Here is a 17,581-nt window from a genome sequence, read left to right on the forward strand (position 1 = left end):
CATGTATAATTTTATTGATTTATTTGCAGGTTGTGGTGGACTGTCAGAAGGTTTTCATAAACACCATAATTTTAATTTTATCTCAGCAGTGGAATGGGAGAAAGAGCCTGTTGAAAATTTAATTCATAGATTGTCTCAAAAATGGCAAGAAAAAGATGCCTATAAAAAAGTATTGCGTTTTGATATTCAACGTACTGATGAATTATTAAGTGGCTGGAAAGATGATAAAGAATATGGTACAAATCAGGGTTTAGATGCTATTGTGGCTGATAAAAATATAGATGTAATTATTGGTGGTCCACCATGTCAAGCGTATTCTATTGCAGGCAGGGTACAAGATAGAAATGGCATGAAAGATGATTACCGAAACTATCTTTTTGAAAGTTATGTTAAAGTGGTTAATCATTATAAACCAAAATGCTTCGTTTTTGAGAATGTTGTAGGTATGTTATCGGCAAGACCGAAGGATAGATTAGTCATAGACTTAATAAGGGAAGACTTTGATAAAAATGGCTATGCAATTGTTTCAGACTTAAAAAAGTTTGCTTTGCAAGATTTAACAAGGTTTGGCATTCCGCAAAAACGTACTCGTGTTATTATTATAGGACTTCGCAAAGATTTGTCTGAAAATTCAGAATTGGTTCTGCAAGACTTTTATACAAATATTTTGCCAAAATACCATGAAAGAACCAAAACTGTTGAACAAGCAATTGGGGATTTGCCAAAATTATATCCAACATTAGAATATAAATTGCAAGGTAAAAAATTTTCTCATACTCAACCTGATTATGATTTCATAAAAAATCACTCGCCAAGATTTCATAATATGAACGATATTGATACTTTTAGATTATTGGCGGAAGATATTGAAATGGCTAGGTTTGAATATGTTTCTATAGAAAAAATCAAAGAGCTGTACACTCAAAAAACAGGAAAAAAATCATCTGTTCATAAGTATTACGTCTTAAGAAGGGAAGAACCTAGTAATACTATCCCAGCCCATTTGCATAAGGATGGATTAAGACATATTCATTATGATTCAAAGCAAGCTAGGTCTATCACAGTAAGGGAGTCGGCAAGATTGCAGACTTTTGATGATGACTATGAATTTATTTCATCAGCGGGTGCAAATTATAAAATGATTGGCAATGCAGTTCCTCCGCTCTTTTCAGAAAAGTTAGCTTTTGCATTGGATATTTTTTTAAAACAAATAAACAGAGAACCCCATGACCCCATATATTTGGCAAACCGATAATTTAACACAGGCATTAGCCAGCCTAAATCCCACATGGCACAACGCCAATGACTTTACCCAAAGCATTAAAATCATCACCGACACTCGCAAGATTGGGCAGGGCGATGTGTTTTTGGCGTTAAAGGGTAACAATTTTGACGGTCATGACTATGTCGCCACCGCTTTTGATAAAGGGGCAAGCCTTGCCATAACGAGCCGTGCTGTGGGTGATTTTGCTCAGATTGTTGTTGATGATACTCGTTTGGCATTAGGACAACTTGGCAAATACCGCCGTGATGCTCACCCCAATCTTACCGTGGTTGCCCTGACAGGTTCGTCTGGTAAGACCACCACCAAAGAGATGCTTGGGGCGATTTTTGGGCAGTTTGCCCCTACTTTGACCACTTATGGCAACCTAAACAACGATTTGGGCGTGCCGATGATGCTATTAGAACTTACCGATGAACACGAATTTGCCGTCATAGAGCTTGGGGCAAATCATGTGGGGGAGATTGCTTATACCGCAGGGTTGGTATCGCCTGATGTGGCGTGCGTGCTAAATATTGGTACGGCACATTTGGGCGAGTTTGGTGGTCGTCAAAACATTGCCCATGCTAAGGCGGAGATTTTTTCAGCATTGACAGCAGATGGCGTGGCAGTGTTACCCTTTGGTGATGAGTTCTTTGACTTTTTAAAAAATGAGAGTGCCAAATTTACCCAGCGGTATATAAGTTTTGGTGAGCGAGCCGAATGCCCCGATAAGGCGTTGGATTTTAGCAAACTATCCCAAGCTGAGATGGATGAATTATCCACCCTTGATAGTGTGCTGATTATGGGTGATGTTTTTTCTGATGATGTGAACTGTGCCAGCACGTATAGCGATTTTGAGCTGACGGTCAATTTGGCAATAGATGAGCTTGACAGCACCGATGTCCATTTGCCCTTTGTGGGCGAACATAATGTGGTAAATGCCCTAGCCAGCACCGCCATCGCCATCGCACTGGGCGTGCCACTTGATAAGATAAAATCAGGTTTACAGCATGCCACCCCACCCAAGGGACGACTGACCCGCCTTAGCTTTGGGGAGCATATTTTAATAGATGATACTTATAATGCCAATTCTGGCTCTATCCATATGGCAGGCAAGGTACTTGCCAATCAAAGCGGACAAAAAATACTGGTGTTGGGTGATATTGGTGAGCTTGGTGATGAGGCGGTATCTGAACACGCCAAACTTGGGCAAACCCTTGCCATGCTTGATATTGATTATATTTTGACAGTTGGCACGCTCATGAAGCATTGCACCGAGAGTCTAAACAACATTCGTGGTAACAGCGAACATTTTGCCAATAAAGCGGATTTATTAGAAAAATTAAAAACCTTATTAAATGAGCCTTCTGTCATTTTGTTTAAAGGGTCAAGAAGTGCCACCATGGAAACCCTAATCCACGATTTAACCCAACCTGTAAGCGAGTAAACGATGTTATATTGGCTCATTGATTATTTTGACATTTTAAGGAGTCAGACCATTGCATCTTTGGGGCTAAGAAGTTTGCTTGCGGTCATGACGAGTATGATGATGGTGCTGATGGCAGGTAAGCCTGTCATTACCTATCTTAGGAATCTCAAATACGGTCAAGCAGTACGTACCGACGGTCCAAAAACGCACCTTGTTAAGCAAGGCACGCCTACGATGGGCGGTGTGCTGATTTTATTTGCCATTGGGGTCTCCACGCTGCTTTGGGCAAATCTGACCAACCCTTATGTGTGGATTTTGATGGCGGTGATGGTCATTTTTGGGGCGGTTGGCTGGTGTGATGATTGGCTAAAAATTAAGCATAAAAATCCCCAAGGTCTGGTTGCCAAAAAGAAGTATTTTTGGTTATCGGTTGGGGCTTTGCTCGCTGGTGGTTCGCTGTATTATATCTCTTTGCAACAAAATCCCATCACCATGCACGCCATGCAGGATTTGCTCATGCCTGTCTTTAAAAATTGGGTCGCCCCGTTATCTGCCATTCCTTTTGGGTTGGGCTTTATCACGCTTACCTATTTTACCATTAATGGCACCTCCAATGCGGTCAATTTAACAGACGGTTTAGATGGACTGGTCGCTTTGCCTGTGGTTTTGGTGTCGGCAGGGCTTGGGGTATTTGCCTATGTGTCAGGTCATGCAGAGTGGGCAAATTATCTGTCTGTGCCACATATTGCCTACAACAGCGAGGTGGTCGTGGTGTGTGCGTCTATGGTTGGGGCATGTTTGGGATTTTTGTGGTACAATGCTGCCCCTGCTGATGTTTTTATGGGTGATGTTGGGGCGTTGAGCTTAGGCGGTATGCTTGGCACGATTGCGGTGATGACACGTCAAGAGATTGCCTTTATCTTGATGGGCGGTATTTTTGTTGTGGAGGCATTGTCGGTTATTATTCAGGTTGGTTCATACAAACTGCGTAAAAAACGGGTTTTTCTTATGGCACCTTTGCATCATCATTTTGAGGAGATGGGACTAAAAGAAACCAAAGTTGTGATACGTTTTTGGATTGTGTGTATCATCCTTGTGGTGTTGGCACTCATGACATTAAAATTAAGATAAGAGCGATGAAAGAAAAACCCTGCCAATATGCGGGGTTTTTTATGGGTTGTGGCAGGATGGAGTTTTGGTGTCATTATTCAAAATGTTATCCATGAAAATGATTTATAAAGTTGTAAATGCCAAAGGCGATATGCTTTGACATAAACTTGAAAATGGCGTATATGTTAAAATGTCAGCACTAGATGGCAAAAAGCAGTCAGTGTTCTGACTGCTTTTTTGTTGGCGTGTCTGATGCCTTAAAGGCAAGCATCAGACATGTTGGGACAGATTGATTATCTTAGAAAACCCATCTTAGATTACCAGTGAAAACCTGCACCAACTGCCGCCCCTGCATTGCCTTGGGTGTCGGCTGAACCATTGATTTTAAATATCCATTGACCATTATCCGACAGCTTAGACAGTCCCACTGCCACAGCTCCTTGACCGTTGTAGGTGGCAATGCCCCCTGTAACCATGGATCTGCCAGGAATGTAGGCTTGTGGCATGGACGCCATCGCCATCGCTGATGAAATCCCTGCATTGGCTTTATTTTCGTTTTGGTGGATACGATGACCAAGCTCATTGGTTGCGTTGGCAATGCCTTGGGTGGCTTTGTACAACTGGCTACCATTGACCGCATCGGTGCTGGTGGCACTGACCTCACCTGCCGCCACATTTTGGATACGGCGTTCAGCACCTGAGGCACCCACGGAGACCGCACCAACCGCCGTTTGTCCAGCAAAGCCTTTAACCGTACCTGTGGCACCTGCTGTGGTGGTTGCACCTGCTGTGCCGTCAGATTTTTTGGCTTGTGTGCCTGCTTGTGTACCTGCACTGATGGCGGAGTTTGAACCTAAGGCAACCGAGTTACTTTCGGTCACGGTGATGTTGTTACCCACACCAAAGACGTCGGTTTGAGTGGCGTCGGTAAACTGGTTGTTATTACCCACACTGTAACTGTTATCGGTCTTGATGATGCTTGGGTCACCGATGGCACCAGAGTGCTTACCTGTTACCACATTGCCTGTACCGATGGCGATGGATTGATTGCCTGTGGCTTGTGCTTTATCACCGATGGCGATGGACTGGTTGCCTGCTTGGGTTTGTCTGCCCACGGCAACGGCAGCATCACCACTTGCCTTGGCCTGATAACCTACCGCCGCTGAGTGCCTGCCTGAGGCACTTGAATCAATGCTGTTACGCCCTTGTACCACAGGTTCTTGATTGCCATCGTTGACATGGAAGAAGCGAATGCCTTGCTCGTTCATTCTGTCAATGGCTTCTGCGGGGTTGTTGGTCACATAGTTGGTTTGGTCTTGGACGTTATAAGTGGTGAGCAGGGCTTTTTTACTGCCATCTTTTTGGGTTTTGACCCAAACATTGTTTAAATCGCCGTTAGCTCTGCCGTCTTTATCCACGCCCACTTGTACGCCACCACTTTCAAGTTTGTCGGCATCGTTATTACCTTTACCGCCAAGTACTGTGCCTGCTTTGATGGCAGGGCTGTTAGATGATGAAACTGAACCTGAATTTGGGTCTTTTTTGACGTCGGCAATGTTTACCTGACCACCGCCAGCATTACCAGCATTGCCAGTGTTGCCACTGCCAGCATTACCATTACCAGAGTTGCCAAGACCCAACAAGCTGCGTACTTCGTTTAACTGTTGCATGTTGGCAGCGTCGGTGTCTTTTGTGCCTTTGCCTACATTGCTGATGACCTTACCGCCCATGTCCAGCCCATCTTTACTTAGGGCGATGTTGCTGTTATCTTTGCCTTTGATGCTGATACCATCAGAGTTTACCGTGGTGGTCGTACCATCTTTGGCTTTAAATACCGCTTCTGATAAATTATTAAGAGCAACCGCATCGCCTGTACTGCCTTTATCAGCATTGGGGTTGACAAGGCTTAGACCAGCTGGGGTTTTGGCATCACTGGCTGATTTGCCTGCTTTTAGTGAGCCGTTTGGCATGAGGTCGTCTGCTTTGTAGAACTTACCATCTTTGGCTTTGATAAGCACATTGCCATTATCATCGGTCGCTGCTAAGGCGGTGTTGACGGTGATGTTACTCATCGTGCCATCAGCACTACGCATGCTTGTGATGTCGGCACCTGTACCATTGACAAAGTTGACGGTATCATAGGCTTTGACAAAGTCCACTTGATTGTTATTGGTCTGCAAGTTAAAGCCTGCATTTAGCACATCTTTGACACTGGCAGCATTGGTTTGCTGTGCTGCTGATAGACTGGGCAGACTTTGGGCTTGCCCTGCATTTGTGTTATTGCCCGTGTTTGGCGTGGCAATTTGTGGCAAAGTGGCCTTGATGTTGGTTAGAGTAATGGCATCTGAGTTGCCACCGAGTTTTGCCACCACTTGATGACCTGTATCAAGGGGTTTGCCATGAGCTGCCAGATTGGCAAGTTTGTCCGCATCGGTGATGGGGTTGCCATCTTTGTCCACAGGTACGCCGTTGGCATTGGCTTGATAGTATTTACCATCGGTGCCTTTAATGGCTTTTTGGGGCTTGCCATCGGTGCCATTGACGGGGTTGCCATTGGCATCGGTTACCACAAAGGGCAATGACGCACCTGAGTTGCTTTGGTTGTTTAGGGTGTTGACCGTTTTGGCAACTTCATTAAACTGCTTAAAGTTCACCGCATCGTTGTCATTGACAGCTGCACCGATGTTACTGATGCGTTTGCCACCCATGTCCAGCCCATTGGCACTTAGCACAGGGGTATTTGCTTTGGCTTGACCGTTAGGCTCTACAAAAGACACACCTTTTTCATCAATTCTGGTGCCACCTGCACTAACGCTGTTAAGATTGGTTAGGTCTTTGGCAAGTTTGAACTGTACGCCATTTGGCTGTGAGACCACGCCAATATTTTTGCCATCGCTTAGGTTTGTATAATCAGCCCCACCTGTCATGGCAAAGGTGTCGCCAAGATTCACCTGACTGTGTACGCCATCATCTGATTTAAAGGTGATGGGCGTGCTTGCCACCTGATGCAAGTCATTGACGGTAACGGCGGCGTTTTTGGTTTTGGTGTCTTTGGCGGCGTTTTCAAGTCCTTTGACAAAGGCATTATCTTCGTTGATGCCATTAGCGTCATTTTCTTTCTCTTTGGTAATGACTGATTTGACATTCATTTGAGCCAATTTGCCATCTGGGGTTTGGGCTTGGGCAACCAGTTTGTCTTTGGCAACTTCTTTGGTCTTATCCGCTTGACCGTTGTCATTGACTTGATAGTACTTCTTATCGGAACTGTCATAGATGACCTTGTTACCATCAGCATCAACATAGCCTGCTGAGTTGCCTGCTTGGCTTGTCCCTTTGGCGGTTTGGATGTCGCCAGCCAAAGTATTTAGATGGGTGGCGATATCTTTGGCTTTAACAAGGGCGTTGCCATCAGTGGTGCTAAATGTGGTTGCATTACCATTAGCATCTGTCTTAGTGATGGTGGTGGTTTTTACGCCAAGTTTTTTATCACTTGTAACTTCAAGGGTTTTATCATCCACATTGACATCATACGCCACTTTACTGGTTTTGCTGGCTTCATCATAAGTTACCTTAGCAGTAGTGGCATTACCATTGATAAAGTTGACAGTGTCATAAGTTGAGACAAAGTCAACCGCTGTACCATTACCTTGCAAGTTAAAGCCTGCATTTAGCACATCACCAATGCTGGCGGCACGGGTTTTGTCAGTGTTATCGGCAAGCCCTTGGGTTAGTGTGTGTCCTGCACCATCATTGGTAACATTGGTTAGGGTGCTGCTTAGCCCTGTGATGGTATTTTGACCATCTTTACTGTCAATGACAACGCCATTGCCATTAGTGCTGCCCACGGTCAGTTTAGGCGTGGTTAAGCCTTTATCGGTGTCAATACCAAAGGTAACCGTACCATCTGTTTTACTGGTGGCAACGGTCAGACCGTTTTCACCTTTGAGTGTTAGGGTGTTGACTTTACCACTTGTGTTATCTTTGCCCACGGTGATGGTGTCATCATCATTGGTTGCACCGTGTTTTTTCACGGTAAAGGTTTGTAGGGCGGTTTTGACTTGATCAAGCTCATCTTTGTTTAAGTCAGCAACTTTATCAGCAACTTCTTTATGTTGTTTATAAGTTACTGCATCGGTATCACTTTCACCTTGGGCAAGATTACTGATCTTTTTACCACCAGCATTAATACCGTTATCTTTACTAATCTCAACATCACCCACTTTTAGCTTGTCTTTATCAAGATACGGTTTATTGGTATCCAATGAACCAGCTTTATCAGCAAAGCCAACTTTGTCTTTGGTGATGTAAGTTGTGCCGTCAAGTGCTGTACCATTGTTATCAGTAAACTTCAAGCCATCAACGCCATAGACGGTTTTGCTGTTGGTGGCAGGGGTAGCACCTGTATTTGGTTTGCTAAAGGTTAAACCACCGTTTTGTAGCTGGGCGGTGTTGTTGCCACTGCCTACGGTAACTTTATCGCTGGCATTTAATGTAGCTGTATTAACCGCATCAAGGTTGCTTAAAGTTTTAGCAAGTTTGATATTTAAAGTATCGTCATTAGCCACCACACCGATGTTATTACCATCGGCTAAATTATCAGCTGTTGCTTGACCACCTTTAACCTTTAAAGTATCGCCCAGTTTTCTATCAACGCTACCTGTATCACCTTCAAAGGTTAGCGGTGATTGTGATAGGTCGTATAAGTCTTTAACTGTGGCGGCAGAGTTTGGCTTACTACCCTTGGCAGTTCCTAAACGAGTGATAAAGCTTGGGTCTGTTTGTCCATCAATGGCAGATTTGACATTGCTAATCTCTTGATTACCTGCGTTAATGCCAGTTAGGCTTAGGTGGGGTTTGCTTTTATCAAGTGAGCCAGACCCATTATTAAAGCCAAAACCAGTTTTGGTCATGATGGCGGTATCTGCTTTTGAAGCACCTGCAACATTATTATTAACATCAGCAAATTTAATGCCATCAGCACCGACTTGGATTTGTTCACGGCTATTGGTATCTTTAACAGTTAAACCACCACTATTTAGGGTGCTGTTGCCAACGGTTAGACCGCTTTGGGTGTCAATACCAAAGGTAACCGTACCATTTTTATCGGTTTTAACATCAAGACCGTTTTCACCTTTGAGTTTTAGGGTGTTGACGGTATCGGTTTTTTGTTTGTTATCTTTATTACCCACGGTGATGGTTTCGCTGTCATCAGCATCATCACCATTTTCATTGACTTTTTTAACGGTAAAGGTTTGTAGGGCATTGCCTGCTGTCTTTTTCGCTTCATTGGCAGCGTTTTCAGCATTTTCTGCTTTAGTTTTGGCTTCGGCTGCTTTACTTGCAGATGTGGCTGCTTGTTCTTTAGCCTTTTCAGCAGCGGCTTTAGCATCAGTAGCTTCTGATTTAGCTGTTTCAGCTGATTGCTGTGCTTGCTTTGCTTGCTCAGCAGATTGATTTGCGTTTTGCTGTGCTTCTGTCGCTTTTTGCTGGGCTTCTTGAGCAGAATTCTTAGCGGTCTCAGCATTAGTTTGGGCACTTTCAGCCTGTTGCTGAGCTGTTTGAGCATTTTGCTGTGCTTGTTGTGCTTGTTCTTTAGCGGTTGTTGCTTCATTCTTAGCATCTGTCGCTTGCTGTTGAGCCTCTTGGGCTGATTGTTTAGCACTTTCTGCTTTATCTTTGGCTGCTGTCGCTTGCTCTTGGGCAGCTGTTGCTTCGTCTGCACTTTTTTTAGCTTCATTCTTAGCCGTTTGAGCTTCATTTGCAGATGCGGTAGCGGCTGTTTGTGCTTGGGTGGCTTGTTCTTGGGCAGTTTGGGCAGTACTGGCGGCTTCTGTCGCTTTTTGTTGAGCGGTTGTCGCTTCATTCTTGGCAGTTGTCGCTTGCTGTTGGGCGGCTTGGGCTGACTGTTTTGCAGCGTTGGCGGTACTGGTTGCGGTTTCGGCCGTAGATTTGGCTTGATTGGCGGTACTTTCGGCAGCTGTGGCTTTGGTTGTGGCGGTTGTCGCTTCTTGTTTGGCAGCATTGGCAGCGGTGTTAGCAGTCTCAGCCGTTTGATTGACTGTATTTAGATAGTTTGCCAAATTTTGGGCGGTAACTAAGCCATTGTTATTATTATTACTAACACTAAATTTATTATTAGCATCAGTGCCAGTACTATCAAGAGTGGCGGTGTTTACGCTAATGTTATAAGTTGGGGCGGTAACATTGCCATTACTATTATTAACTGTTAGTGTACCTTTTTTAGGTGTAATGCTGATACCAGTGCCTGCGTTGATATTAGGCTTGGCGTCTTTGAGCTGTTTGATGGTAACGGCATCGGCGTCGTCTGTGCCTTTTTTTAGGTTGGTGATTTTGGTGTCTTGGGCGTCATAGCCGTCGACGGTTAAGCGTGGTAAGTTACTGGCAACCGAGCCATCCGTACCACTAAACCCAATGGCATCACTTTTAATGCGTACGGTTTGGTGTAGGGCTGAATTATCATTGGTAGTGAATTTTAGCCCATCTGTGCCATAGACCGTTTTATCTGCGTTTATACCTGTTGTTGGGGTAAAGGTCAGACCGCTGTTTTGTAGCTGGGCGGTGCTATTGCCACTACCTACGGTAACTGAATTTGTAGCAGTTACTGAATTTGTGGCGGTTAATGTGCCTGTATTGACCGATGTCAGTCCTGTTAAGCTTTTGGCAAGTTTGACTTTTAGACCATTATCGCCATCTTTTACCACACCGATGTTATTGTCGGTTAAGTTACCAGCTGTTGCTTGACCACCTTTAATATTTAAGGTTGTGCCAAGTTTTGTATTAACGCCACCGCCTATATCACCAGTAAAGGTAATGCCTTGGCTGATTTTATTAAGGTCATCTTTGGTTACAGTAACCTCTTTAAAATTATTGATGACTTTTTTGGCTTCATCGCTTAGACCTACGGTATACTCATCGCTATCCGTCTTAGCAGTTTTATTAACGGTGATATGGGTTTCGTCATCGGCTTTTTTGACAGTGGTGGTTTTACCGCCCTTTGCATTTTTGGCAATTTTTTCCACCGCTTTTAGCTGTGCCACATTGACCGCATCGGTGTCATCTTTACCTGCACCGAGATTGGTGATTTTACGCTTGATATTGCTGCTACCGATAGACAATGCCCCTTCGCCTGTGGCTTTGACATTATTTGCTAGGGCTGTTGCACCATTAGGCTGATAGGCGGAATTGCTGTCATCACTTGCGTTCACCACAGAGCCATAGCCTAGGGCGATGCCTGATTCAGCATCAACCTTAGCATCTGTACCGATGGCAATAGAACGCTTGGCGTTGGCTTGTGTACTGTCATTTTTATATTTATTGTCGTTAAAAAAATCTCCTGTGTTGGGTGTGTCGGCTGAGCCGATGGCGATGGCGTTCTCGCCTTTGCTGGTGGCAGAGTGGCCGATGGCGACGCTGTTTTTGCCCTTAGCGACCGACACCATGCCTAGGGCGATGGCATGGTCTGCCACGGCGGCGGAGTTTGTCCCCAAAGCGGCCGCCCCCATACCATGGGCATAGGCGGCGGTACCGATCGCCATAGATGCTTGTTTTGTATGATCACCTTTGGTTTGAGCGCCTGTCCCCACTGCCAAAGACAACAAAGTATCAGCCTCTGCCGCCGTACCCAATGCCCAAGCACCATGGTCAGCTTTTGCGTCGTCCCCTAAGCGAAAGCCTGCGGTATCAGCTTTATTAACACTGGCACTGCCTGTTTTATCACTCTTTCTAAAGTATAAAGGCGTTACCCCATCTGTGTATTTTTCTCCAGATGCCACCGTTTTTCTACCATCGGTAAAACTGCGGTTCTCTGGGTTCATATAGTCCACATGAAAGGCGGTCTTAGAAGCACCTTGACCGATACCGCCCGCTTTGCCTTGGTCAGCCCCCCAAGCCTGTCCCCCCATCATCGCCAGCATCACCGCCATGGCGGTACGAGTTAGGACAGTGCTAAGAGCAGGCGTGCCTGTCGCCCCAACCACTGCCTTGCGCGTGCCTGTGCTGTGGGATTTGGCGTACTCTGCTACCGCCATAAATGTGCCTGTGGCTTTGTTAAAGATGACTTTATAGATGTGGTTCATGGCGAACTCCTAACTCCTAAATGGGCATTAAATGGGTATCTGTCTGTATTTATGTACATATGTATTTACGCATGTATGACGTAAAACATGCAAGAATCATGCCTATTTGGGGGGGGTTATCCACAAAAGCGGATTAAAAATAAGGGGGGGGGGGGGGGTGATTGGGGCAAGTGATGAGCATTTATTAACAAAAATTAACAAAAATACTCATCTGATGGCTCAATTTTGCGGATAATGCTCAGAACAGAACAGAACAGAACAGAACAGAACAGAACAGAACAGAACAGAACAGAACAGAACAGAACAGAACAGAACAGAACAGAATACTGACAAATTTTGTTCGTTGTGACAAATTTTGTCCGTCCACACGGCGACAGCCACGCCCAAAGTCGCCTTTGTCTCACATTTGCCACATTTACAAATACCATTTGCCCCACCTGCATCATCGTTATATAATGACGGTTTACACGCTGATTTTTATTTTAGGACAACCATGACCGACACACACGACCACCCTGCCAAAAGCGACCAGAGCGACCAAAACGATGCCATTACCGCCTTTTTTGATGACCATCCCAGTCCTACCATTGGTGATGACTTTAAGGCGGGATTTGTGGCAATCATCGGACGTCCCAACGTGGGTAAATCCACGCTCATGAACCACTTATTGGGTCAAAAGCTGTCCATCACGAGCCGTAAACCACAGACCACACGCCATCGCATTCATGGCATCTTAACCGATGATGCCCATCAGATGGTGTTTGTGGACACCCCAGGCATTCATGCCAAACAGGTCAAGGCGATGAACGAGCGGATGAATAAAACTGCCGTATCCGCTTTGTCAGATGTGGATGTGGTGCTGTTTGTGGTGGATGGCATGCAGTGGCGAGAAGATGACTTGTTTACCCTCCAAAAGCTCAGTGCAACCGATCTGCCTGTGGTGCTTGTCATCAATAAGTCCGATACCATCAAGGACAAATCCCAGCTTCTGCCACGGATGGGCGAGTACCAAGAGAGCTTTGATTTTGCCGATATCGTGCCTGTCTCTGCCCTGCGTGGGCATAACTTAGACAGACTTGTGGCGGTGGTAAAACGATTTTTACCAACTCGTCCGCCCATTTTTGACCCCGAGCAAATCACTGACCGCAGTGAGCGGTTTTTGGCAAGCGAGATCATTCGTGAGAAAATCATGCGAATATCTGGCGATGAGGTGCCTTATGATTTGACCGTACAGATTGATGCCTTTAAAGACGAACCCGCCCACAAAGACCCCGAGACGGGCAAATGGCGACGTGCGGTAACGTTCATTGATGCGACCATTTTTGTGGCAAGAGCAGGACAAAAAACCATCGTCATCGGCGATAAAGGGGCACGCATCAAGCAAGTGGGCATAGAGGCCCGTCAAGACATGGAAAAGCTCTTTGACAAAAAAATCATGCTCACCTTATGGGTAAAAGTCAAAAAGGGGTGGAGCGACGACGAACGTGCGTTAAGCAGTTTGGGCTATTGACCGATGGTTGTGATGGTCATGCTTGGCACATAAACGCCCATCACATCAAAAAGCTCTGATACAAGGCGTCTTGTCAGCATCAAGGCGTCTTAGAGTCAGAGCCATCAGCCACAGGCACATCCAAACGCAACTGGTCACGAGCTTCTTGCTGGGCGTGATAACCCAGTGCCAAACTGGTGCAAAAAAATATGGTGGCAAGTATTGCTGTGGTGCGTGTCAAAAAGTTTGCCGAACCTGCCGCCCCAAATACCGTACCTGCCGCCCCAGAACCAAAACTTGCCCCTGCATCCGCCCCCTTGCCGTGCTGGATGAGAATGAGTCCTGATAGGGCGATGGCAACGATGATATGAATGGCTAGGATAAATGTAAACATGCTTGCTCTCGTTATTTTGATGGGTTGGATGGATTGGCAAATGCGTCAATGATGGCGTTAAAATGTTCACTTTTCAAGGAAGCACCGCCAACCAACACCCCATCTATGAGCTCTGATTTGGCAAATTGGGGGGCGTTTTTGTCATTGACACTGCCTCCGTAGAGTATGGGGGCGGTCATGCCAAATGCACTCAATTCATCTTTGATGAAACGGTGCGTTTTTTCAATGTCATCTGGTGTTGGGGTGAGACCTGTGCCGATTGCCCAAACAGGCTCGTAGGCGATGATCAATCTGGCGATATCGGTGCTGTCTGTGCGTGTGGATGACTGTGCAAGTGATTGCAATGTGGCTAATTGGTTTTTTAATGTCCCAAAAGTCTCACCACGCTCATGTTCATCTTGACTCTCGCCGATGCAATAGATGACCGATAAGCCACAAGTCAAAGCGTGATTGATTTTGGCAGATAATATCTCTTCTGTCTCACCATGATGCTGACGGCGTTCAGAATGTCCTATCAGCGTAAAGCCTGCCCCCATCTTCGCCACTTGACAAGCGGACACATCACCTGTAAACGCTCCTGTGTCTGCTGTCTTGTGAGTGATATCTTGTACACCCAGTATGATGCCGTCTGCCAATGCGTTTTTGACGGCGGACAAATGCACCAACGCTGGCACAACCCCCACAGTACAGCCTTGGTCTTTGCTGTTATTTAGGCTTGTGGCAAGGGCGATGGCATCCGACAGTGTGGCAGGGTTTAATTTCCAGTTGCCGATGACGTATTTTTGACTCATGGGGTTATCCTGTTGATTGGCTGATTGTCATTATCAGTAAGTGGCGTATTATAACAAACATTCCCCAAAAAATCAGCAAGCAAATGATGGGCGATATCGCAAATGGTGTCTGTCCGATGATGCCAAAACTTCATCCTTTGAGTACAATTTTATGTCAAAAGCACAGCAAATTTTGTATTTTTGGAGTAAAATAAGCAAAAATACCTGCAATTTTCACGCCAACTTTTCATGTTGGCAATGATTTGGAAAAATATTATGTCTGCTCCTAATTTTGGTGGTTTGGCACACATTTTGGTGTCAAATGAACTGGTCGCCCCTGATGCCATGACCAAGGCACTGACCGAAGCCCAACAGCAAAATATGGCGATTGTGCCGTATTTGGTACAAAACAAAGTTGCCCCTGCCAATAAGATTGCCAAATTGCTTGCTCATGAGTTTGGTGACCCATTATTTGACCTAAATGCACTCTCTGCCGATGCGGTCAATAAAGACCTGGTAGATGAGAAAATCATCAATCAGTATGGGGCGTTACCACTATTTAGGCGAGGTAACAGACTTTTTGTGGGCTTGTCTGACCCTACACGTTTAGATGCCATTGATGCCATTTCATTTAATGCTAAGCTGACCGTTGAGACCGTCGTCGTCGAAGAAGATAAGCTTAAAAAGATGATTGAAAATGTCTACTCAGGCGGCACGGGTTTGGGTGATTTGGGCGATGTGGATTTGTCGGATGATGTGGAGGGTGGCACAGACGATGATGAGGGGACAGATGCCAATGCTGGCAGCGGTGAGGATGCCCCTGTGGTCAAGTTTGTCAATAAAATGCTCATAGATGCCATTCGCATGGGGGCATCGGATTTGCATTTTGAGCCGTATGAGAAATCCTACCGTGTGCGTTTTCGTGTGGATGGTGTGTTACAGGTCATCAGTCGTCCGCCCATTCAGCTGGCAGGCAAAATCGCCGCACGCTTAAAAGTCATGTCGCAAATGGACATCTCCGAACGCAGAGCCCCCCAAGATGGTCGTATCAAGCTAAAAATCTCCAAAACCAAAGCCATTGATTTTCGTGTGAACTCATGTCCGACACTCTTTGGCGAGAAACTTGTATTGCGTATTCTTGACCCATCATCTGCCATGCTCGGTATTGATGCGTTGGGTTATGAGCCTGACCAAAAAGAGCTCTTCTTAGAAGCCCTAGAAAAACCACAAGGCATGCTCCTAATCACAGGCCCAACAGGTTCAGGTAAAACCGTCTCGCTCTACACAGGTCTAAACATCCTAAACACGCCTGAGACCAACATATCCACCGCCGAAGACCCTGTGGAGATTAACTTAGAAGGGATTAACCAAGTCAACGTAAACCCCAAGGTTGGCTTGACCTTTGCTTCTGCTCTAAAAGCCTTCCTACGTCAAGACCCTGACATCGTCATGGTCGGTGAGATTCGTGATTTGGAAACCGCTGAGATTGCCATTAAAGCTGCCCAAACTGGTCATATGGTGTTATCCACCCTACATACCAACTCCGCTCCTGAGACCTTAACTCGTCTTAGAAACATGGGCGTGGCATCTTTTAATATTGCCACATCGGTGAATCTGGTCATCGCCCAACGTCTGGCACGTCGCTTGTGTAAGTCATGCAAAAGACCGACCAATGTCCCCAAGCAGAGTCTGTTAGAAATGGGCTTTACCGAAGAAGACCTTGCCAACCCTGACAATGTCATCTATGAACCTGTGGGCTGTTCTGAATGTCGTGAGGGCTATAAAGGGCGTGTGGGCATCTATGAGGTGATGAAAATCCATCCGAGCATTTCACGGATTATCATGGAAGATGGTAACGCCATCCAAATCAAAGACGAAGCGATAAAACACGGCTTTCGTGATTTGAGACGTTCTGGCATCATGAAAGTCTTACAAGGCACAACAAGCATCCAAGAGATGTATCGGGTAACCTCTGAATAGCCTTGTTGATAAAAGCCCTTGAACACAAACAAGGGCTTTTTGTTGGTTAAAAATTGCTAAAAATAAGGACAATCAGTCTTTATTCAATCTTTACTTTTGCCAGCATTTACCAGCCTTTGACCACACCGTCTTTAAATTGGTTTTTAGCCTCGGTCTCTACTTCATCAGACTGATAGGCTTGAACGAAGTTTTTGATGGCCTCTGAGTCTTTGTTGTCAGCACGAGCAACGATGATATTGACATAAGGCGAGTCTTTGTCCTCTACAAATACGCCGTCATTGGCAGTTAGTCCCACCTGAGCTGCATAAGTGTTGTTTACCACCGCCAAATCAACATCATCTAAGGCACGAGCAGCAACAGAGGTGTCTACCTCTTTGATTTGAAGGTTTTTGGGGTTTTCTATGATATCAAGCGAGGTAGAAAATAGGTTGGTGTTGTCTTTTAGCTTGATGAGTCCTTGTTTTTCAAGCAAAATTAACGCACGAGCCAAATTTGAAGGGTCATTTGGCACCGCTACCATTGCCCCATCGCTAAGCTCATCTGTGCTTTTGATTTTTTTGGAATAGCCTGCCAGTGGATACACAAAGGTATTGCCTACGATGACCAGATTGTCCAGTTTTTTCTCTTGACTGTCTTTGTCAAGATAGGGCTTATGTTGCATGGCGTTGGCATCCAAATCGCACTTGGATACGGCGGTATTGGGCAGGGCATAGTCGTTGAACTCAACGTATTCTACCACAAGGCCGTACTTTTCTTGGGCGACTTTGGCGGCCACTTCGGCAACTTTATGTTCAGGGCCACTCATGACGCCTACCTTGATTGTGTTAGGGTCGCCAGCAGGGCAAGCACTTGACGTTGTCTGTGTTGTCGCTGTCTGTGTCGTTTGAGCGGTGGTATCGGTTTGGGTAGGTTTGTCGCCGCCACACCCAACCAAGGCAATGCCTGATGCTAAGGCACACAGACCAAAAAAATTGTTTACTCTCATAAGGATTCTCTATTAAAAAGGGATTAGATATTAAAACAAAAAACCCACCAAACTTCAATATGAA

At 45.5% G+C, this 17,581-nt stretch carries 9 protein-coding genes; 5 read left to right on the top strand and 4 right to left on the bottom strand.

The window, feature by feature from the left end:
• The first annotated feature begins 1 nt into the window (after position 1).
• From A7456_RS00235 to mraY, 3 genes are read left to right on the top strand one after another with little or no spacing between them, the layout of a single operon-like run.
• Positions 2–1,255 carry a DNA cytosine methyltransferase gene (locus A7456_RS00235; protein ID WP_067006315.1) on the top strand — a complete coding sequence of 418 codons (1,254 nt, stop codon included), beginning with the start codon at positions 2–4 and terminating at the stop codon, positions 1,253–1,255.
• Positions 1,227–2,711 (top strand): UDP-N-acetylmuramoyl-tripeptide--D-alanyl-D-alanine ligase, encoded by a 1,485-nt coding sequence (locus A7456_RS00240; protein ID WP_067006318.1) that lies wholly within the window; start codon positions 1,227–1,229, stop codon positions 2,709–2,711. The genes A7456_RS00235 and A7456_RS00240 overlap by 29 nt, the downstream gene beginning before the upstream one ends.
• Positions 2,712–2,714: 3 nt before the next feature.
• Positions 2,715–3,824, top strand: coding sequence for a phospho-N-acetylmuramoyl-pentapeptide-transferase (mraY, locus tag A7456_RS00245; protein ID WP_067006321.1), 1,110 nt, complete (start codon positions 2,715–2,717; stop codon positions 3,822–3,824).
• Between the two features lie 296 nt (positions 3,825–4,120).
• On the opposite strand, the gene A7456_RS00250 is transcribed toward mraY, so the two are convergent.
• Positions 4,121–11,899 (bottom strand): YadA-like family protein, encoded by a 7,779-nt coding sequence (locus A7456_RS00250; RefSeq protein ID WP_067006324.1) that lies wholly within the window; start codon positions 11,897–11,899, stop codon positions 4,121–4,123.
• Positions 11,900–12,392: 493 nt separating this feature from the next.
• Between A7456_RS00250 and era the strand changes: the two genes are divergently transcribed.
• Entirely contained in the window at positions 12,393–13,409 is a 1,017-nt protein-coding gene (era, locus tag A7456_RS00255) for a GTPase Era (RefSeq protein ID WP_067006327.1), read from the top strand.
• A gap of 79 nt (positions 13,410–13,488) precedes the next feature.
• Here the strand turns inward: era and secG are convergent, their stop codons facing one another.
• Together secG and tpiA are read right to left on the bottom strand one after the other, a co-directional pair.
• Positions 13,489–13,782, bottom strand: a complete 294-nt coding sequence (gene secG / locus A7456_RS00260; RefSeq protein WP_066886650.1) for a preprotein translocase subunit SecG — start codon at positions 13,780–13,782, stop codon at positions 13,489–13,491.
• 11 nt (positions 13,783–13,793) lie between these two features.
• Positions 13,794–14,573 (bottom strand): triose-phosphate isomerase, encoded by a 780-nt coding sequence (gene tpiA / locus A7456_RS00265; protein ID WP_067006330.1) that lies wholly within the window; start codon positions 14,571–14,573, stop codon positions 13,794–13,796.
• Between the two features lie 255 nt (positions 14,574–14,828).
• On the opposite strand from tpiA, the gene pilB reads away from it, so the two are divergent.
• Complete coding sequence (gene pilB, locus A7456_RS00270) at positions 14,829–16,532, top strand: type IV-A pilus assembly ATPase PilB (protein ID WP_066893592.1); 1,704 nt, start codon at positions 14,829–14,831, stop codon at positions 16,530–16,532.
• 106 nt (positions 16,533–16,638) lie between these two features.
• On the opposite strand, the gene A7456_RS00275 is transcribed toward pilB, so the two are convergent.
• Positions 16,639–17,517, bottom strand: coding sequence for a MetQ/NlpA family lipoprotein (locus A7456_RS00275; RefSeq protein ID WP_067006333.1), 879 nt, complete (start codon positions 17,515–17,517; stop codon positions 16,639–16,641).
• Positions 17,518–17,581 lie beyond the last annotated feature (64 nt).

This window comes from Moraxella nonliquefaciens, assembly GCF_001679005.1.
GTDB classification, from domain to species: domain Bacteria; phylum Pseudomonadota; class Gammaproteobacteria; order Pseudomonadales; family Moraxellaceae; genus Moraxella; species Moraxella nonliquefaciens.

Bases quoted from the DNA above. Each gene is read 5' to 3' on its own strand.
- A7456_RS00235 (WP_067006315.1), top strand. From the start codon at position 2: ATGTATAATTTTATTGATTTATTTGCAGGTTGTGGTGGACTGTCAGAA.
- A7456_RS00240 (WP_067006318.1), top strand. From the start codon at position 1,227: ATGACCCCATATATTTGGCAAACCGATAATTTAACACAGGCATTAGCC.
- mraY (WP_067006321.1), top strand. From the start codon at position 2,715: ATGTTATATTGGCTCATTGATTATTTTGACATTTTAAGGAGTCAGACC.
- A7456_RS00250 (WP_067006324.1), bottom strand. From the start codon at position 11,899: ATGAACCACATCTATAAAGTCATCTTTAACAAAGCCACAGGCACATTT.
- era (WP_067006327.1), top strand. From the start codon at position 12,393: ATGACCGACACACACGACCACCCTGCCAAAAGCGACCAGAGCGACCAA.
- secG (WP_066886650.1), bottom strand. From the start codon at position 13,782: ATGTTTACATTTATCCTAGCCATTCATATCATCGTTGCCATCGCCCTA.
- tpiA (WP_067006330.1), bottom strand. From the start codon at position 14,573: ATGAGTCAAAAATACGTCATCGGCAACTGGAAATTAAACCCTGCCACA.
- pilB (WP_066893592.1), top strand. From the start codon at position 14,829: ATGTCTGCTCCTAATTTTGGTGGTTTGGCACACATTTTGGTGTCAAAT.
- A7456_RS00275 (WP_067006333.1), bottom strand. From the start codon at position 17,517: ATGAGAGTAAACAATTTTTTTGGTCTGTGTGCCTTAGCATCAGGCATT.